The sequence below is a fragment of the Pseudomonas sp. SG20056 genome (assembly GCF_031764535.1).
GTDB lineage: Bacteria > Pseudomonadota > Gammaproteobacteria > Pseudomonadales > Pseudomonadaceae > Aquipseudomonas.
In genome coordinates this window covers 574,467-593,633 of the sequence record NZ_CP134499.1, presented here as the reverse complement: position 1 = coordinate 593,633, position 19,167 = coordinate 574,467, and the positions used below count along the sequence as shown (strand labels likewise).

Sequence of the window (19,167 nt, the reverse complement as noted above, 5' to 3'; positions counted from 1 at the left end):
CGCAACAGGCCACGCAACAGCGCAGAGCGCGGGACAGCGCTCTGCCAGCGATTGCGCCTGATGTCTGCAGTGCACGGAGGGCAGTTATGAGCCATGTGATCGACCGACGCCTGAACGGCAAGAACAAGAGCACGGTAAACCGCCAGCGTTTCCTGCGGCGCTACCGCGACCACATCAAGAAAGCGGTGGAGGAAGCCGTCAGCCGCCGCTCCATCACCGATATGGAACACGGCGAACAGATCAGCATCCCCGGCCGCGATATCGACGAGCCGGTGCTACACCACGGTCGCGGCGGTCGCCAGACCACCGTGCATCCCGGCAACCGTGAGTTCACCACCGGTGAGAAGATTGCCCGCCCGCAAGGCGGTGGCAGCGGCCAAGGCGCCGGCAAGGCCAGCAACTCCGGCGAAGGCATGGATGAGTTCGTCTTCCAGATCACCCAGGAAGAATTCCTCGACTTTATGTTCGAGGATCTTGAGTTACCTAACCTGATCAAACGCCACCTGACCGGCAGCGACACCTTCAAGAGCGTGCGCGCGGGCATCAGCAATGAAGGCAACCCGTCACGCATCAATATCGTGCGCACCCTACGTTCCGCCCACGCCCGACGCATCGCCCTGTCCGGCAGCAGCCGCAACAAACTCAAGAGCGCCCAGGCCGAACTGGAACGCCTGAAGCTGGAGCAGCCAGACAACCTCGGCGATATCCAGGCGCTTGAAGAAGAAGTCAGCAAATTGCGTGCACGGATCAAGCGCGTGCCCTTCCTCGACACCTTCGACCTCAAGTACAACCTGCTGGTCAAGCAACCCAACCCCAGCTCCAAGGCGGTGATGTTCTGCCTGATGGATGTGTCCGGGTCGATGACGCAGTCGACCAAGGACATCGCCAAACGCTTCTTTATCCTCTTGTACCTGTTTCTCAAGCGCAATTACGACAAGATCGAGGTGGTGTTTATCCGCCACCACACCAGCGCCCGCGAGGTGGATGAAGAGGAGTTCTTCTACTCGCGTGAGACCGGCGGCACCATCGTCTCCAGCGCGCTCAAGCTGATGCAGGAGATCATGGCCGAGCGCTACCCGATCAATGAATGGAATATCTACGCCGCCCAGGCGTCGGATGGCGACAACTGGAATGATGACTCACCGATCTGCAGGGATATATTGATCAAGCAGATCATGCCGTTCGTGCAGTACTTCACCTACGTCGAGATCACCCCGCGCGAGCATCAGGCGCTGTGGTTCGAATACGAGCAGGTCAGCGAAACCTTCGCCGACACCTTCGCCCAGCAGCAGCTGGTATCGGCCGGCGACATCTACCCGGTATTCCGCGACCTGTTCCAGCGGAGGCTAGCCACATGAGCAGCAGCAAAGACAAGCGCCGTCAGCCGATTTCCACCGGCTCGGAATGGACCTTCGAGCTGATCCGCCAGTACGACCGCGAAATCGGCCGCCTCGCCGAACGCTATGCCCTGGACACCTACCCCAACCAGATCGAGGTGATCACTGCCGAACAGATGATGGACGCCTACGCCTCGGTCGGCATGCCGCTGGGCTACCACCACTGGTCCTACGGCAAACACTTCCTCAGTACCGAAAAGGGCTACAAGCGTGGGCAGATGGGCCTGGCCTACGAGATCGTGATCAACTCCGACCCGTGCATCGCCTACCTGATGGAAGAAAACACCATCTGCATGCAGGCCCTAGTGATTGCCCATGCCTGCTACGGCCATAACAGCTTCTTCAAGGGCAATTACCTGTTCCGCACCTGGACCGACGCCAGTTCGATCATCGACTACCTAGTGTTTGCCAAGCAGTACATCATGCAATGCGAAGAGCGTTATGGCATTGATGCGGTGGAAGACCTGCTCGACTCCTGCCACGCCCTGATGAACTACGGTGTCGACCGTTACAAACGTCCCTATCCGATTTCCGCCGAGGAAGAACGGCGGCGCATGAAGGACCGCGAAGAACACCTGCAAAAGCAGATCAATGACCTCTGGCGCACCATTCCGAAAAACGCCAGCAAGGGTAGCGACAAGGACAGCAAGCGTTTCCCTGCCGAACCACAGGAAAACATCCTCTACTTCCTGGAAAAACACGCGCCGCTGCTGGAGCCCTGGCAGCGCGAGATCATCCGCATCGTGCGCAAGATCGCCCAGTACTTCTATCCGCAGCGCCAGACCCAGGTGATGAACGAAGGCTGGGCAACCTTCTGGCACTACACCCTGATGAACGACCTGTACGACGAAGGCCTGGTCACCGAAGGCTTTATGATGGAGTTCCTCCAGTCGCACACCAGCGTGGTTTACCAGCCGCCATTCGACAGCCCCTACTACAGCGGCATCAACCCCTATGCCCTGGGCTTTGCCATGTACCGCGACATCCGCCGTATCTGCGAAGAGCCTACCGAAGAAGATCGCCGCTGGTTCCCGGAGATTGCCGGTAGTGACTGGCTAGGCACCCTGAAATTCGCCATGAACAGCTTCAAGGACGAGAGTTTTATCCTGCAGTATCTTTCGCCCAAGGTGATCCGCGACCTCAAGCTGTTCAGCATTCTCGATGACGATCAGAAAGACGAGCTGGTTGTGCCGGCTATCCACGACGAACCCGGCTACCAGGCCATCCGCGAAACCCTGGCAGCGCAGTACAACCTGGGCAACCGCGAGCCCAATGTGCAGATATGGAGCATCGACCGCCGCGGCGACCGCTCGCTGACCCTGCGCCACCAGCAGCACGACCGCAAACCGCTGGGCAGCTCCACCGAGGAGGTGTTGAAACACCTGCACCGCCTGTGGGGTTTCAATATTCATCTGGAGATGTACCAGGGTGAACAACTGATCGGCACCCAGCATGTACCGCCCAAGCATGAAGCCGAACATGACAGCGACTACCCGCGTCTCGACCTGATGATCCCGCCCATTTGATCGGTTGCGCGCCCAGGATGCCAAGCACCAGCATGCGCAGCAGACCAACCGGGAATCTGCCGATGCGCCTGTTTATCGTATTACTGCTGTGCCTGGCACTGGCCACCTGCAGCAGCCAGCTGCCCCGCGCCCAGGTACTCACACCCGCCAGTGCCGAACTGACGGGCAAACGCAGCTTCAGCCTGATCGCCGCCGAACAGGCCGTAGAAGGCGACGTCCCCTTTGCCGAGCGCTATGCACAGCTTGAACAGTTGCTGCGCGCAGGCTTGAGCGCCCGTGGTTACCAAGCCACCCCGCAAGCGCAGATTCAGGTGTATTACTGGCTGGCTGTGCAAGACAGTCCACTGGACTTCAAGGTCGAGGCCGCCCCACCCACCCCGCTCGGCCCTTACCAGGCGATCCACCGCCTGCGCGATGAAACCGGCACCCTGCGCATCCGACTGACCACCCCGGAGCAGCACATCCTCTGGGAAGGCTTGGTCAACACCGGCCTGAGCCCCGCCAAAGACAGCGCCGAACTACTCGAGCGCGCCACCCAAGCACTCTTGCAGCAAATTCCCCCAGCCAGTCCGTAGCCCGAATGCAATCTGGGAACACGCTGGCCCTCTCAGAACTGCATCCAGGCTACCCCTCGTCAGCGGCCAGCCGCTATCCTCCGCACTTAGCGGAGGATCCATGATGCAGATTTACAAAGTCGGCGGCGCAGTACGTGATCGCCTGTTAGGTCGTGAAGTCAGCGAGATCGACTGGGTCGTGGTCGGCGCCAGCGCCGAGCAAATGCTCGAATTGGGCTATCGCCCGGTGGGTGCTGACTTCCCGGTATTTCTGCATCCGCAGAGCGGCGAGGAATATGCCCTGGCCCGCACCGAGCGCAAAAGCGGGCGCGGCTACGGCGGTTTTACCTTCTTTGCCAGCCCCGAAGTCACCCTGGAAGAAGACCTGATCCGCCGCGACCTGACCGTCAATGCCATGGCTGAGGACAATCACGGCACGCTGATCGATCCCTACGGTGGCCAGCGCGACCTCGCAGCCCGGCTGCTGCGCCACGTCTCCCCGGCCTTCGCCGAAGACCCACTGCGCGTACTGCGCGTCGCCCGCTTTGCCGCCCGCTATGCGCCACTGGGCTTCAGCGTAGCGCCTGAAACCATGATACTGATGCGCGAACTGAGCGAGTCCGGCGAACTAAACGCACTGACCCCGGAACGTAGCTGGAAGGAAATCTCCCGCGCCCTGATGGAGCCGCGCCCGGATGTATTTATCCAGGTGCTGCGCGACTGCGGCGCTCTGCGCGAACTGCTGCCCGAGGTAGACGCGCTGTTCGGCGTGCCACAACCCGCCGCCCATCATCCGGAAATCGACACCGGCGAGCATGTACTCAGCGTGCTGCGCCAGTGCGCCGAACACCAGCAACCGCTGACCGTACGCTGGGCCTGCCTGCTGCACGATGTTGGCAAAGGTCTGACGCCGGAGGCCGAATGGCCAAGGCATATCGCCCATGAACACACCGGACTGAAGCTGATCCGCGCCATCAACCAGCGCTGCAAGGCACCCAAGGATTGCCAGGAACTGGCCTTGCAGGTTGGTGAATTCCACACCCACGGCCACCGCGCTCTGGAATTGAAGGCGTCGACCCTGCTCAAACTGCTGCAAGGCTTCGACGTGTTCCGCCGCCCGCAACGCTTCGAAGAATTTATCGCGGCTTGTGAAATGGACGCCCGCGGCCGTCTCGGCCTGGAACAACGCGCCTACCCGCAGGCTGACTATCTGCGGGCCGCCATGCACGCCGCCCGTGCAGTGACTGTGCAACCGCTGCTCGAGCGTGGCCTGCAAGGGGCCGAACTGGGCAACGCACTGCAGGAAGAACGCCTGCAGGCGCTTCAGCAATTTCGCCAGAACCACCCTCAAACGTAGCGTTACGCGCAGCACACTGATAGGCTGAAGGCCTTGCAGCACTAGGCCTCCAGCCATCTTTCGCATAAATTTTGACGCCAAAATCTAAGCGTTTGCGCTTTACTTACAAGAGCCTGCCTCGCCACGCGCCAACGCGCGTCGCCTCAGCTCCGAACAGGCCACGCCGGAGACCTATACCTTGTACCTGAATCGTCCAGTATTTATGCGCGCCAACCGAAAAGCTCTCTGCTGCACCCTACTGGCACTCTTGCCGATACTGGCCCACGCCGAATCGAGCGACGCGGACAGTGCCACGCTGCGCGCCACTCAGGTTGCCCATGTGGTACACGGCATCCTCAGTTATGCGCGCTGGCCGCAGCAGCCAGAAGCGCTGCGTCTATGTGTGATTGCACCAACCGAATACGCCGATCTGCTGTGGCAGAACCACGAACTGGAATCCCGCCAGCCAGTACAGGCTAAGCGCCTGCTGGTCGACAGCCCGCTGCTGGAAACCGACTGCGAAGCCGTCTACCTCGGGGTAATCGAGGAAAGCCAACGAATAGCCCTGTTCAGCCGCCTGGTTGGCAAACCGATCCTGACCATCAGCGAAGCCAGCCAAGCCTGCAGCGAAGGCAGCCTGTTCTGCCTGGGCATCAGCGACGAGCATGTCGGGTTCAAGGTCAACCTCGATGCCGTCGCACGCAGCGGCATTCGCATTCACCCAAATGTACTGCAGCTGGGTAAGCGCGCAGGACCGCAGCCATGAACCGCAGAAAGCCCGAAATCAACCCGCAGCGTCCAAGCCTGCGCCGCCTGCTGCATAACGCCCACCTGCGCGTCGCCCTGCTGGCCATGGGCCTGACCAGCCTGTCGCTGACCCTGGTCAGCCTGCTGGCGCTGAGCACCTATGCCGGCCACAACCTGCAGCTGATTGCCCGCTCCCTGGCCTACACCCTGGAAGCCGCTGTGGTATTCAACGACCGCGCGGCGGTGCGCGATGCCCTGGAACAGATCTGCAAGACCGAAGAAATCGCCCAGGTGGCGGTCTTCGATAAAGACGGTGAGCTGCTCGCCAGCCTGGACGCCCCCAATAACACCGTACTCAACAGCGCCGAACAATCGATCGCCCGCCTGCTGCTGCCCGAGGTGGTGATTCAGCCGATCACCTACCAAGGCCAACAGATCGGCGCACTGCATCTCAGTGGCCAAGGCACCACTCTGCTGCGCTTCCTGATCGGCGGCCTGCTCGGCCTGCTGGCTAGCCTGGCGCTCAGCGCACTGGGCGCCACCTATGGCTCCAAGCGCATACAGCGGGCGATTACCCAACCGCTGCGCAACCTGTCGCAGGTGGCGCACAACATTTCTGTGGAGCGCACCTTCAACCAGCGCGTACCGGCCACCCATATCGCCGACCTCAACGAGCTGGCCGAAGACTTCAACGCCCTGCTCGATCAACTGGAGTCCTGGCAGCATCAACTGGAGCGGGAAAACGCCTCGCTGGCGCATCAGGCCAGCCACGATGCCCTGACTGGCCTGCCCAACCGCGCCTTCTTCGAATCGCGCCTGCTCGGCAGCATGCGCGAAGCCCGCGACAGCCAGACGCAGATGGCTGTGCTGTTTCTCGACAGCAACCGTTTCAAGGAAATCAACGATCAGCTGGGCCACGCCGCCGGCGATGCGGTGCTGATCGCCATTGCCCAGCGCCTGCGCGCCCAATTGCGCGAGGGCGACACCGTTGCGCGCCTGGGCGGCGACGAGTTTGCCGTGCTGCTCAAACCCATTCACCACGAAGACGATGCGGTGCTGATCGCCGACAAGATCATCGACAGCATGCATCAGCCCATCGCCCTGCCCGAAGGCGGCAGCATCACCACCTCCCTGAGCATCGGCATCGCCCTCTACCCGGAGCACGCCGACAACCCCGAAGCCCTGGTGCACGAAGCGGACGTCGCCATGTACCACGCCAAGCGCAGCCAGGGCGGGCGAACCATGGCCAAAAGCCAGGATTCACTTACCAACTGAAAAGGAGCTTCATCTTGCGCAGCTTAATGCGATTGATCTTTATCAGCGTGCTCGGCGCGGCACTGCTCATCAGCGGCTGTCAGAGCACACCCAAAGGCCTCAGTGCCGAGCAGGTGGCCTTGCTCAAGAGCCATGGCTTCCAGTGGACCGAAGACGGCTGGGAACTCGGTCTCTCCGGCAAGGTGCTGTTCGATACCGATTCGGAGGTCGTCTCCAGCGCCAGCACCGCACAGCTGACGCAAATCACCCAGGCGCTACTGGGCGTCGGTATTCAGCAGGTGCGTCTGGAGGGCCATACCGACAACATCGGCCAGGCAGCTTATAACGAACAGCTGTCGCTGCGCCGCGCCAGGACAGTCGCGGCCGTAATGCAAGGCGCGGGAATGGACGCTCGATTGATCGCGACCTACGGCATGGGCCAGAGCAAACCGATCGCCGACAACAACACCGCCGAAGGGCGCAGCGAAAACCGCCGCGTGGCGATTATCGTCAGTACGCCTTGATCAGGGCTTGGCCGGATACTCGGCGCATAGAGCCGCTGGTGTCAGCTGCTGCTCGCGCCAGCTAAATGCCACCGGCCACAGCTGCTGGTCAATCTGCGCATCCTGCCAGAGCTCGGCAAAGCTGCGCTGCTGCGCCGGGTGCAGAACATCCGGCACCAACAAGGCTAGCGGCCAGAGGACGAAGGCGTTTTTCAGAATTTCCGCACGAGGCAGGATCAAGCCGTCGAAGTTGCCGACCAGACCGCCGTACAGCAGCACGTCGATATCCAGCGGCAGCCCCTTGCGTTCAGGTGCATAGCGACCATTGTCGGCTTCGATAAATTTCAGCCGACGGTCCAGCTCACCTAGCGGCAGGTCGCTATAGCCGGCCACCACCAGATTGAAGAACGGCCCGCTCTTGATGCCCACCGCCTGGCTTTCGAATACCGGCGAGCAGCGCATCTCACTGAGCAGACCATCAAGCGCATCGAGGCCGGCACACAGGTGTGCTTCGCGGCCGATATTGCTGCCCAGACCGAGTAGTACGGGAGTTAGCGACATCCGCGCTCGATCTCCACGCCTACCCCACCACTGGCCGCCGGCACGGCACCGGGCTTGGTCAGCTTGAGCCGTACCCAGGGAATCTGGAACTCAGTCATGAGCAACTCGACCAACCGTTCGGCAAAGGTTTCCACCAGGATAAACTGCGACTCGCTGGCAAATGCCTGAATCCGCTGCGAAACCTTGGCGTAATCCAGTGCCTTGTCCAGCTCATCACCGGCGGCGGCCGGACGGTTATCCCAACCCAGGTACAAATCCAGACGCAAGCACTGGCGAATGGTGCGCTCCCAGTCGTAGGCACCAATCACCGTATCGACTTCCAGACCCTCGATAAAAACTGTGTCCAAGCACGCTCTCCGCGGCACGACAAGGCTGTCGCACCTAGTTAGAATCAGGGCTCCCTTGCCCCGGAATGGATACCATGTTTTGGCTGTTGGCGTCCCTCGCCTACCTGCTCGGCTCGTTGTCCTTCGCCATTCTGCTCAGCCGCCTAAGCGGCGGGCCAGACCCGCGCGCAAGTGGCTCGGGCAACCCCGGCGCCACCAACATGTTCCGGGTCGCAGGCAAACGCCTGGCCATCCTCACACTGATCGGCGACCTGCTCAAAGGCCTGCTGCCGGTACTGATCGCCAGCCTGCTCGACTTCAACCTGCAGCAGCAGGCCTGGGTCGGCCTGGCAGCCGTTGTCGGCCACCTGTATCCGTTGTACTTCAATTTCCGTGGCGGCAAAGGTGTCGCCACGGCCGCCGGCATGCTCCTGGGTCTGTACCCACCCGCCGCCCTGCTGGCCGTTGCCGCCTGGTTACTGACGTTTGTCCTGACTCGCACCAGCTCGCTGGCCGCGCTGATCGCCACACCACTGACGCTGCCACTGCTGGCCTGGCAACAACCCGACGCGCTGCTTCCCGTCTGCGCACTCACAGCGCTAATCGTCTGGCGCCATCGCGGCAATTTACGCGATCTATTCGCCGGCCGTGAGCGGCATTTCTAAATCGAATGAATGGATCCGGCCGACTTACAGCGCCGGCAGTTGCTCCATAGGCCAACGCGCCTGCACCTTGATGCTCAAATCCTCATGCTGCCCCGCAAGCAAACGCTGGCAGCCGGCATAGGCGATCATCGCGCCGTTATCGGTGCAGAACGCCGGGCGTGCGTAGAACACGCCGCCCTTCAGCTCAGCGAGCATCTTCTCCAGCGACTGCCGCAGAGCCTGGTTGGCACTCACGCCGCCGGCGATGACCAGATTGTTCAACCCGGTTTGCTTGAGCGCACGCTTGCATTTGATGGTGAGGGTGTCGACCACCGCCTGCTGGAACGCCAGAGCGATGTCGCAGCGGGTCTGCTCGGAGTTGTCGCCCGCAGCCTGACACTGCTGCCAGGTATTCAGGGTAAAAGTCTTCAGGCCGCTGAAACTGAACTCCAACCCAGGGCGATCGGTCATCGGCCGGGGAAATTTGAAGCGCCCAGGCGTGCCGCTCAGCGCTAAGCGGGCAATCTCGGGGCCGCCTGGGTACTGCAAGCCCATCAGCTTGGCGGTCTTGTCGAAGGCCTCACCCGCCGCATCATCCAGAGACTCGCCGAGCAACTGGTACTGACCGATGCCATCGACGCGAACCAGCTGGGTATGCCCACCCGACACCAACAAAGCGACGAACGGAAAAGCCGGCGGCTGCTCTTCCAGCATCGGCGCCAGCAAATGGCCTTCCATATGGTGCACACCGAGCGCTGGGATATCCCAGGCAAACGCCAGTGCCTGGGCGCAGGACGCCCCCACAAGGAGCGCACCGACCAGGCCGGGGCCGGCGGTATAGGCGATAGCGTCGATGTCAGTCGCAACGCAGTCCGCCTCACTCAACACCTGGCGGATCAACGGCAACATACGTTTGACGTGATCGCGCGAGGCCAGCTCTGGCACCACACCGCCATACACACGATGAAGGTCAATCTGGCTGAACAGCGCATCGGCCAGCAGGCCGCGCTCGCTATCGTAGAGCGCGACACCGGTTTCGTCGCAGGAGGTTTCCAATCCCAGAACCAGCATGGGCAGTGCCTTGTAGTAGTGTATGCAACTTCGAAGGCGCGCATGATAATGGCCGCTGGCGCGAGCCGGCCAGCGCTTTTCGATCAGAGGCTTTGCATTCCTCGCGATGAGGCGGTAACATCCGCAACCCTTAAAAACCTACGTTCTCCAGCGCCATCTGCCAGGAGTAACGTTACCCCCCGGTAATAAAGAAGGTACGCCCTGGATGCCAGCCGTCAAAGTTAAAGAGAACGAACCCTTCGACGTAGCTCTGCGTCGTTTCAAGCGCTCCTGCGAAAAAGCCGGTGTTCTGGCTGAAGTTCGCAGCCGTGAATTCTACGAAAAGCCGACTTCCGAGCGTAAGCGCAAAGCAGCGGCCGCTGTTAAGCGTCACGCCAAGAAAGTGCAGCGCGAGCAGCGCCGCAGCGTTCGCCTGTACTAATTAGTACAAGCAGCGCCTGACACCCGGCTTCGGCCGGGTTTCGCTTTTAGACTCCGCGCCACCTTCGGGTGACGATCGGAGTCTTTTAGTTTTTGCCCCACCCTGTTCTGCCCCAGCGCATGACAGTATTCTGAGCGCCTATGGCCGGCCTGATCCCACAGTCTTTTATCGATGACCTGCTCAACCGCACCGACATCGTCGACGTGGTCGCCTCGCGCATCCAACTGAAAAAAGCCGGCAAAAACTACACAGCCTGCTGCCCCTTCCATAAAGAAAAAACCCCCTCGTTCAGCGTCAGCCCAGACAAACAGTTCTACTACTGCTTTGGCTGCGGCGCCGGCGGTAACGCGCTGGGTTTTGTCATGGACCACGACCAACTTGATTTCCCCCAGGCAATCGAGGATTTGGCCAAGCGCGCTGGCATGGAAGTGCCGCGCGAGGAAGGCGGACGCAACAACAAACCGCGCCAACCTACGGACTCGCCGCTTTACCCGCTGCTGACTGCTGCCGCCGAGTTCTACAAGCAGGCACTGAAAAGCCACCCACAGCGCAAAGCCGCGATTGAATACCTGAAAGGCCGCGGCCTGTCCGGCGAGATCGCCCGCGACTTCGGCATGGGCTTCGCCCCGCCCGGCTGGGACAACCTGCTCAAGCATCTGGCAAGCGACAGCCTGCAACAAAAAGCAATGATCGACGCCGGCCTACTGGTGGAGAACGCCGAAAGCGGCAAGCGCTACGACCGCTTCCGTGATCGCATCATGTTTCCCATCCGCGACAGCCGTGGCCGCGTGATTGCCTTTGGCGGCCGAGTACTGGGTGACGAAAAACCGAAATACCTGAACTCCCCGGAAACCCCGGTGTTCCATAAAGGCCAGGAGCTTTACGGGCTGTTCGAGGCACGCAAGCACAACCGCGATCTCGACGAGATCATGGTGGTCGAAGGCTATATGGACGTCATCGCCCTGGCCCAGCAAGGCTTGCGCAACGCCGTTGCCACCCTCGGCACCGCCACCAGCGAAGAACACCTCAAACGCCTGTTTCGTGTCGTCCCCAGCGTATTGTTTTGCTTCGACGGCGACGCCGCCGGCCGTAACGCCGCCTGGCGCGCCCTGGAGGCGACCCTATCGAGCCTGCAGGACGGCCGCCGCGCACGCTTTCTATTCCTGCCCGACGGCGAAGACCCGGACACCCTGGTACGCAGCGAAGGCACTGACGCCTTTCGCGCGCGGATCAACCAGCACGCCCAGCCGCTGGCCGACTACTTCTTCCAGCAACTCAGTGAAGAAGCCGACCCGCGCTCCTTGGAAGGCAAAGCGCACCTGATGACCCTGGCCGCGCCGCTGATCGACAAGATCCCTGGCAACAACCTGCGCGCCCTGATGCGCCAGCGCCTGAGCGAAATCACCGGCCTGTCCGGCGAAGCCATGCAGCAGATGGCGCCAACCGCCCGCAGCAGCCAGCCAAACCACAGCAGCGCACCGCCCAGCGACTACCCGGATTACCCCGAAATTCCCGACAGCGCCTATTACGATGTCGAGCCAAGCCGCAACGAATACGAAAACCCCAGCCCTGCGCCGGAATTTGAACGCAATAAAGGCAAGGGCAACTGGAAGAAAGATGGCGGCAAGTGGAGCAAGAAGGGCCAGGGTGAGTTCGCGCCACGCGCACCACGCACTGCCGTCAGCGTCGAATCGCCGCACCTGAGCGCCCTGCGCACCCTGCTGCATCACCCGCAACTGGCGCAGAAAGTCGAAGATGTCAGCCACTTCGCCGCCGAAGACGACACTTACGCCCAGCTGCTGGTCGCCCTGCTTGGCGCCCTGCAGAAAAGCCCCAACCTGCGATCACTGCAACTGATCGCACGCTGGCACGGCACCGAACAGGGCCGCCTATTGCGCGCCTTGGCAGAAAAGGAATGGCTGATTTCAGCCGACAACCTTGAACAACAGTTTTTCGACACTATAACTAGTCTAGTAGCCCGCCAACGCGAGCGCAGCCTGGAACATTTGCTGCGCAAAGCCCGTCAAAGTGAGTTGAGCGCAGAAGAGAAAGACCAGCTGCGCAGCTTGCTGAGCCGTAATGCATCACCGGTAATCCCGAGCTCAACTGGCGCTTAGGGGTGTTACTCGGGTATAATCCGCGGCTTGTTTTTTGCCCGCCAAGACCTTCAGTGGATAGGGTGTTATGTCCGGAAAAGCGCAACAGCAGTCTCGTATCAAAGAGTTGATCACCCTGGGTCGTGAGCAGAAGTATCTGACTTACGCAGAGGTCAACGACCACCTACCGGAAGATATTTCTGATCCGGAGCAGGTGGAAGACATCATCCGCATGATTAACGACATGGGGATCCCCGTACACGAGAGTGCTCCGGATGCGGACGCCCTTATGTTGGCCGACGCCGATACCGACGAGGCAGCTGCTGAAGAAGCCGCTGCCGCGCTGGCAGCGGTGGAGACCGATATCGGCCGCACGACGGACCCAGTGCGCATGTACATGCGTGAAATGGGCACCGTGGAATTGCTGACCCGCGAAGGCGAGATCGAAATCGCCAAACGCATCGAGGAAGGCATCCGTGAAGTGATGGGCGCTATCGCTCATTTCCCCGGCACTGTCGACAGCATTCTGGCCGAGTACAACCGTGTGACCACCGATGGTGGCCGCCTGGTTGAGGTTCTCAGCGGCTATATCGATCCGGATGATGGCATTGTTCCCGCGGAAGCGGCTGCGCCTGTTCCAGTTAAAGACGGCGATGCCGCCGAAGAAACTGACGACGACGACGCCGAAGCCAGCGATGACGAGGAAGAGGAAGGCGACGGCGGTCCGGACCCAGAAGAGGCCCTGCGCCGCTTCACCGCGATTGGCGACGCCCTTGAACTCGCCAAGAAAGCCCTGAAAAAGCACGGCCGCAACAGTAAGCAAGGCATTGCCGCGCTGAAAGAAATGGCCGAGTTGTTCATGCCGATCAAGCTGGTACCTAAACAGTACGATGCTCTGGTTGTGCGTGTACGCAGCTCCCTGGAGCGCCTGCGCGCCCAGGAACGCGCCATCATGCAACTCTGCGTACGTGATGCACGTATGCCGCGCGCCGATTTCCTGCGCCTGTTCCCAGGCAATGAAATCGACGTCGAGTGGTCTGCTGGCCTGGCCAAAGGCAAAGCCAAGTACGCCGAAGCCATCGGCAACCTGCAAGGCGACATCCAGCGTTGCCAGCAAAAGCTGTCCGCCCTGGAAGCCGAGTGCGAGCTGACCCTGGCTGAAATCAAGGACATCAACCGTCGCATGTCGATCGGCGAGGCCAAGGCCCGTCGTGCGAAGAAAGAGATGGTTGAAGCGAACCTGCGTCTGGTGATCTCGATTGCCAAGAAGTACACCAACCGTGGTCTGCAGTTCCTCGACCTGATCCAGGAAGGCAACATCGGCCTGATGAAGGCGGTGGACAAGTTCGAATACCGTCGCGGCTATAAGTTCTCGACCTATGCAACCTGGTGGATCCGTCAGGCGATCACTCGCTCGATCGCCGACCAGGCGCGCACCATCCGTATTCCGGTGCACATGATCGAGACGATCAACAAGCTCAACCGTATTTCCCGGCAGATGTTGCAGGAAATGGGTCGCGAACCGACCCCGGAAGAGCTGGGTGAGCGCATGGAGATGCCTGAGGACAAGATCCGCAAGGTACTCAAGATCGCTAAAGAACCGATCTCCATGGAAACCCCGATCGGTGATGACGAAGACTCCCATCTGGGCGACTTCATCGAAGACTCGACCATGCAGTCGCCAATCGATGTTGCCACCGTTGAGAGCCTCAAAGAAGCGACTCGCGAAGTACTCTCCGGCCTCACCGCGCGTGAAGCCAAGGTACTGCGCATGCGCTTCGGCATCGACATGAATACCGACCACACCCTTGAGGAAGTTGGTAAGCAGTTCGATGTAACCCGCGAGCGGATTCGTCAGATCGAAGCCAAGGCGCTGCGCAAGCTGCGCCACCCGACGAGAAGCGAGCACCTGCGCTCCTTCCTCGACGAGTAATACCAGAACCCCCGGCCCTGCCGGGGGTTTTGCATTCTGGGCAACTACCAAGGCCTGCCAGGCGGGTCTACACTTTTCCCAATTGCCCAGCGAACGAGTCAACTCATGCCGCGTGTTGCAGCCACCCTCCTGTTGTGTCTGGCGTGCTGGACCGTGCCCGCCCTCAGCCTTGAGCTGACGCCCGCCGAGCAACTATGGCTGGCCGAGAATCCGCAACTGAGCCTCGGCGTTGACCGCGACTGGCCACCTTACGAGTTTATCGACAACGACGAGCAGTATCAGGGCCTCGCCGCCGACTATGTGCGACTGATCGAGCAACGCCTGCCGATCACTCTGCGCCCGGCCCCGGCACAGAACTGGAGCGAAGTGCTGGCCGACGCCAGAACCGGCAAGCTGCATCTGCTGCCCAGCCTGATGGCCACCCCGGAACGCCAGCAGTACCTGACCTTCACCCGCCCCTATCTCGATTTCCCGATTGTCATCCTGAGCCAGGAACAAGGTCCGCAACCGCGCAGATTGCGTGAGCTGCAAGGGCTACGCGTGGCCGTCGTCGACAGCTACGCAACCCACGAACTGCTGCGCGAAAAGCATCCCGAGCTGCGCCTCTGGGCACGCCCAAGTGTAGCCGCCGCCCTGCAAGCCCTGGCCTCCGGGCAAGCCGACGTGATGGTCGGTGACCTTGCTTCCAGCGTCTGGCACATACGCCAGCTCAAGCTCGACGGCATTGTCATCAGCGGCCAAACGCCGTATCGCTACCAACTGGCCATGGCCGTGCCCAAGGATCAAGCGATCCTGGCAGGCATTCTCGACAAGCTGCTAGCCGAACTCACCCCCAGCGAAATAGCCGACATCCAGCAACGCTGGGTGGGCGACCCGCTTGACGAGCGCCCGTTCTGGCGCAGCCTGCTGTTGTTTGGCCTGCCTGGTCTGCTGGCAGCCCTGCTGATCATCTTCAGCATCCTGCGCATCAACCATCGCCTGCGCAGTGAAATGCACAACCGCGCCCTACTGGAAGGCGAGCTGCGTAATAGCGAGCAGCACTACCGTGGCCTGGTGGAAAGCCTCAACGCCGTTGCATGGCAGATGGACCCCAGCGACTTTCGCTACACCTACGTCGCGCCCCAGGCAGAGAAGCTGCTTGGCTATCCGGTTAAAGACTGGCTACAACCCGGTTTTATCGAGCGCATCCTGCACCCCGACGACGCACGCCGCACCCTCGACTATTGCCGCAGTGAAACCCAAGCCGGGCGCGACCACAGCCTGGATTACCGTATGCTCGCCGCCGACGGCCGCGAAGTCTGGGTACGCGACATCATCACGCTGTCGCCGCAGGATGACAGCCAGATGCTGCGCGGCCTGCTGATCGACATCACCGAAACCAAGCACACCGAGCAGGCGCTGGCCCTGTCAGAACAGAAATTCGCCTCGGTATTCCACAGCTGCCCAGACATCATCGCCCTGCTCAACCTGCACGACGGCCGCCTGCTGGCGGTCAACAACACCTTCGAGCAACAGTTCGGCATCAGCGCCGCCGAAGCCATCGGCCATACCAGCTCGGAGCTGAACCTGTGGATGGAACAAGGCATCGGCCCACGCATCCTGGAAATGCTGCGCAAAGGCAACGCACACAACATCGAAGGCACGTTCCGCCGGCGTGACGGCAACCAGTTCACCGCGCTGATTTCCGCGCAGAAGGTCACCCTGGATGACAGCAGCACCCTGGTCGTGGCGGTACGCGATATCAGTGAGCTGAAGGACACTCAGCAACGCCTGAAACTCTCCGAAGATAAATTCGCCAAGGCCTTCCACGCCTCTCCCGACGGCCTGCTGATTACCCGTTTGAGCGACGGCCAGCTGCTGGACGTCAATGAAGGCTTCAGCCGTATCACCGGCTACAGCGTCAATGAAGCGACCGACAGCTCGACCCTGCAACTGGGCATCTGGGCCGACCCGGAAGACCGCACCCGGATGTTCGAACATGTGCAACAACACGGCTCAGTGCGCGACTTCCGCGCCCTGATTCGCACCCGCAACGGCTCGCTGCGCACCTGCGAGATGTCGGTGCAACCGATCCCCATCGAAGGCGACACCTGTATGCTGACCATCGCGCGCGACATTACCGAGCGCGAACAGATGCAGGAAAACCTCAAGCAGGCCGCCACCGTTTTCGAAAGCACCGCCGAAGGCGTGATGATCACCGACCTGCAGCAGCGCATCACCGCAGTCAACCGCGCCTTCACCACCATCACCGGCTACAGCGAAGCCGAAGCCCTCGGCCAGTCGCCACGCCTGCTCGCCTCAGGCAACCACGACAGTGCGTTCTACGCCGCCATGTGGCACAACCTCAGTGCCTCCGGGCACTGGCAAGGCGAGATATGGAACAAGCGCAAGAGCGGCGAACTCTACCCGGAGTGGCTAACCATCAGCGCCGTGCGCGACAGCGATCAGCAGATCACCCATTTTGTCGGCGTCTTCGCCGATATCAGCTCACTCAAGCACGCCCAGGCCAGCCTCGACCACCAGGCCCATCACGACCCGCTTACCGGCCTACCCAACCGCATGCTGTTCGAGGCCCGCCTGCGCGCCGCCCTCGAAGACGCGCACATCGACAAACGCATGGGCGCCGTCCTGTTTATCGACCTGGACCGCTTCAAACACATCAACGACAGCCTCGGCCACCCGGTCGGCGACGAACTACTCAAGAGCATTGCCGAACGCCTGAAAGCTCACCTGCGCGATATCGACACCGTGGCCCGCCTCGGCGGTGATGAATTCATCATCCTGCTGCCCGGCCTGCAACATAACGACGATGCCGAGCTAGTAGCGCACAAGCTGCTCGACTGCTTCAGCCTGCCCTTCCGGTTCGACGAACAGGAGCTGTTTATCAGCGCCAGCATCGGTATCAGCCGCTACCCGGATGACGGCGATGATGTCGCCACTCTGGTAAAAAATGCCGATGCCGCCATGTACCGCTCCAAGGCTCGCGGGCGTAACCGCGTCGAGCTGTACACCCGCGACCTGACCTTCCAAGCCACCGAACGCATGGCCCTGGAGCGCGAACTACGCCGCGCCATCGAACTGGAACAACTGCAGCTCTACTACCAACCCAAGCGCAGCCTCAGCAACAACCGCCTGATTGGCGCCGAGGCACTGGTGCGCTGGCATCACCCGTTATTCGGTGAAATCCCACCGGATCGCTTTATTCCCCTGGCCGAAGAAACCGGCCTGATCATCGCCCTTGGCGACTGGGTACTGCGCCAGGCCTGCTGGCAAATGCAGCAATGGCAACAACAGCACGCACCGTTCGGCCCGCTTTCGGTCAACCTGACCGGCGTGCAACTGCGCCAGCCGCACCTGCTGGTGCGCATCTCCAGCCTGCTGGAAGACCACAACCTGGCCCCGGAACTGCTGCAACTGGAAATCACCGAAAGCTTCATCATGAACCAGGCCGAAGAAGCCCTGAACCTGCTGCATCAACTAAAAGGCCTGGGCATCCAACTGGCCATCGACGACTTTGGCACCGGCTACTCCTCGCTCAGCTACCTCAAGCGCCTGCCGGTCGACACCCTGAAAATTGACCAATCCTTCGTGCGCGGCTTGCCCAATGACAGCAACGACGTCGCCATCGTGCGCGCCATCATCGCTCTCGGCCGCAGCATGCAACTGACCGTGATCGCCGAAGGGGTGGAAACCAAAGCCCAGGAACTGTTTCTCGCCACCGAAGGCTGCGAGCAAATCCAGGGCTTTGTCATCAGCCGCGCCATCCATGCGGACGCCTTCGCACAAAACTTCCTCACCCCGCGCCATTCGGTTGGCGCTGCCGAGAAGGCACCGGTATAATCCGCCCGCCTCTGAGGGCCCATAGCTCAGTTGGTTAGAGCAGAGGACTCATAATCCTTTGGTCCACGGTTCGAGTCCGTGTGGGCCCACCATATAAAACAACGACTTAGGTCAGCCATCGTGCTGGCCTTTTGTCGTTTATGGGCCAGATAAAAAATTTGCGTACCGTTTTGCGTACCGTTTCATTTTTGCTGCTTTGGAACGCAACGAGCGCTTTAGCTCGCAGATCGACACCCAGGCAGCACCCCAATTGGCTTGTGCTACGTCCCCAACGGGTACGGGATTAGGCGCTCAGGCCGGAGAAAGAGCCTGCGTATTGCAGGAAGCGCGACATGCAGTGAGTTGTGTCGCACCAAATCTGCGACTCACTGGAGCTGTCGCACGCTCACGCCACAACACACGGACGATGTCGTATAAGACGTGAAACCCAATGTAGATGCCGCCTAGTCACTTCTGAGTGACTGGCTTGACCCAATAACGCTCGACTGTCCTCACCGTGACGCCTAACTGACGCGCGATATCAGCTTTCGAGAGGCCTTCAACCTGCAATCGACGAGTCTCATCGCGGGTCGCATCAGCCTTCTGGCCACGAATTCCTCTCGCTGCATCTTTTGAGGTGACAGGCTCGAAACGCCCCGCCTCCAGAAGCAACCGAATTTGCTTGTTGTTCGCGCTAAGGTGCTCCTCAACCGCCTGACCAGCCGAACGCGCCTCAGCAACCAAAAGCAATTGGCTTGGTGAAACACCCAGCACTCCACATAGGGCTACCAGCGTGTCAATTCTGACCGCGGCCAGCCCCTTCTCGATCTGGCGTAAGTGGGTAGCGTTGACGACTTCAGCACAAGCTTCATGCGTGAGGCCAGCCCGAAGCCTCACGTCTCTGACTACCTCGCCCAACACCTTTTCGTAGCTCATCTATCGCGCTCAGAAAAGGAAGTATCAAGCCACCTTTGACGCG

Annotated in this window: 16 protein-coding genes and 1 tRNA gene; 13 read left to right on the top strand and 4 right to left on the bottom strand. The window is 60.8% G+C overall.

What is annotated here, in order from left to right; translation table 11 throughout:
* Nucleotides 1-86 precede the first annotated feature (86 nt).
* From RHP75_RS02805 to RHP75_RS02775, 7 genes are all read left to right on the top strand, one after another.
* Nucleotides 87-1,358: a YeaH/YhbH family protein gene (locus RHP75_RS02805; RefSeq protein ID WP_311090391.1), complete on the top strand. Its 1,272-nt coding sequence runs from the start codon at nucleotides 87-89 to the stop codon at nucleotides 1,356-1,358.
* Nucleotides 1,355-2,923, top strand: coding sequence for a SpoVR family protein (locus RHP75_RS02800; protein ID WP_311090390.1), 1,569 nt, complete (start codon nucleotides 1,355-1,357; stop codon nucleotides 2,921-2,923). Before RHP75_RS02805 ends, RHP75_RS02800 begins: the two co-directional genes overlap by 4 nt.
* 62 nt (nucleotides 2,924-2,985) lie before the next feature.
* A complete protein-coding gene (locus RHP75_RS02795; RefSeq protein WP_311090389.1) occupies nucleotides 2,986-3,498 on the top strand; it encodes a DUF4136 domain-containing protein in 513 nt (170 codons plus the stop codon).
* Between the two features lie 103 nt (nucleotides 3,499-3,601).
* Nucleotides 3,602-4,834, top strand: a complete 1,233-nt coding sequence (locus tag RHP75_RS02790) for a multifunctional CCA addition/repair protein (RefSeq protein WP_311091853.1) — start codon at nucleotides 3,602-3,604, stop codon at nucleotides 4,832-4,834.
* Between the two features lie 202 nt (nucleotides 4,835-5,036).
* Nucleotides 5,037-5,579 (top strand): YfiR family protein, encoded by a 543-nt coding sequence (locus RHP75_RS02785; RefSeq protein WP_409079718.1) that lies wholly within the window; start codon nucleotides 5,037-5,039, stop codon nucleotides 5,577-5,579.
* The gene (locus RHP75_RS02780; protein ID WP_311090387.1) at nucleotides 5,576-6,835 is read left to right on the top strand and encodes a diguanylate cyclase domain-containing protein; all 1,260 of its coding nucleotides are present in this window, start codon (nucleotides 5,576-5,578) and stop codon (nucleotides 6,833-6,835) included. The genes RHP75_RS02785 and RHP75_RS02780 overlap by 4 nt, the downstream gene beginning before the upstream one ends.
* Before the next feature lie 26 nt (nucleotides 6,836-6,861).
* A complete protein-coding gene (locus RHP75_RS02775) occupies nucleotides 6,862-7,338 on the top strand; it encodes an OmpA family protein (RefSeq protein ID WP_409079717.1) in 477 nt (158 codons plus the stop codon).
* Here the strand turns inward: RHP75_RS02775 and folK are convergent, their stop codons facing one another.
* A complete protein-coding gene (folK, locus tag RHP75_RS02770; protein ID WP_311090385.1) occupies nucleotides 7,339-7,878 on the bottom strand; it encodes a 2-amino-4-hydroxy-6-hydroxymethyldihydropteridine diphosphokinase in 540 nt (179 codons plus the stop codon).
* Complete coding sequence (gene folB / locus RHP75_RS02765; protein ID WP_311090384.1) at nucleotides 7,869-8,225, bottom strand: dihydroneopterin aldolase; 357 nt, start codon at nucleotides 8,223-8,225, stop codon at nucleotides 7,869-7,871. The genes folK and folB overlap by 10 nt, the downstream gene beginning before the upstream one ends.
* Nucleotides 8,226-8,299: 74 nt before the next feature.
* Between folB and plsY the strand changes: the two genes are divergently transcribed.
* Nucleotides 8,300-8,869: a glycerol-3-phosphate 1-O-acyltransferase PlsY gene (plsY, locus tag RHP75_RS02760; RefSeq protein WP_311090383.1), complete on the top strand. Its 570-nt coding sequence runs from the start codon at nucleotides 8,300-8,302 to the stop codon at nucleotides 8,867-8,869.
* Between the two features lie 24 nt (nucleotides 8,870-8,893).
* Here the strand turns inward: plsY and tsaD are convergent, their stop codons facing one another.
* A complete protein-coding gene (gene tsaD / locus RHP75_RS02755; protein ID WP_311090382.1) occupies nucleotides 8,894-9,919 on the bottom strand; it encodes a tRNA (adenosine(37)-N6)-threonylcarbamoyltransferase complex transferase subunit TsaD in 1,026 nt (341 codons plus the stop codon).
* A 205-nt stretch (nucleotides 9,920-10,124) separates the two neighbouring features.
* Between tsaD and rpsU the strand changes: the two genes are divergently transcribed.
* The 5 genes from rpsU to RHP75_RS02730 all read left to right on the top strand — a co-directional run bounded on the left by rpsU (nucleotide 10,125) and on the right by RHP75_RS02730 (nucleotide 18,301).
* A complete protein-coding gene (gene rpsU, locus RHP75_RS02750) occupies nucleotides 10,125-10,340 on the top strand; it encodes a 30S ribosomal protein S21 (RefSeq protein ID WP_003296736.1) in 216 nt (71 codons plus the stop codon).
* Nucleotides 10,341-10,480: 140 nt separating this feature from the next.
* On the top strand, nucleotides 10,481-12,457 hold the full coding sequence (gene dnaG / locus RHP75_RS02745) for a DNA primase (protein ID WP_311090381.1): 1,977 nt from the start codon (nucleotides 10,481-10,483) through the stop codon (nucleotides 12,455-12,457).
* A gap of 67 nt (nucleotides 12,458-12,524) precedes the next feature.
* The gene (rpoD, locus tag RHP75_RS02740; protein WP_311090380.1) at nucleotides 12,525-14,369 is read left to right on the top strand and encodes an RNA polymerase sigma factor RpoD; all 1,845 of its coding nucleotides are present in this window, start codon (nucleotides 12,525-12,527) and stop codon (nucleotides 14,367-14,369) included.
* Nucleotides 14,370-14,474: 105 nt separating this feature from the next.
* Complete coding sequence (locus RHP75_RS02735; protein WP_311090379.1) at nucleotides 14,475-18,209, top strand: EAL domain-containing protein; 3,735 nt, start codon at nucleotides 14,475-14,477, stop codon at nucleotides 18,207-18,209.
* Between the two features lie 15 nt (nucleotides 18,210-18,224).
* A tRNA-Ile gene (locus RHP75_RS02730) sits at nucleotides 18,225-18,301 on the top strand.
* A gap of 355 nt (nucleotides 18,302-18,656) precedes the next feature.
* Here RHP75_RS02730 and RHP75_RS02725 read toward each other — a convergent pair.
* Nucleotides 18,657-19,124 (bottom strand): helix-turn-helix domain-containing protein, encoded by a 468-nt coding sequence (locus RHP75_RS02725; RefSeq protein ID WP_311090378.1) that lies wholly within the window; start codon nucleotides 19,122-19,124, stop codon nucleotides 18,657-18,659.
* Nucleotides 19,125-19,167: the final 43 nt, after the last annotated feature.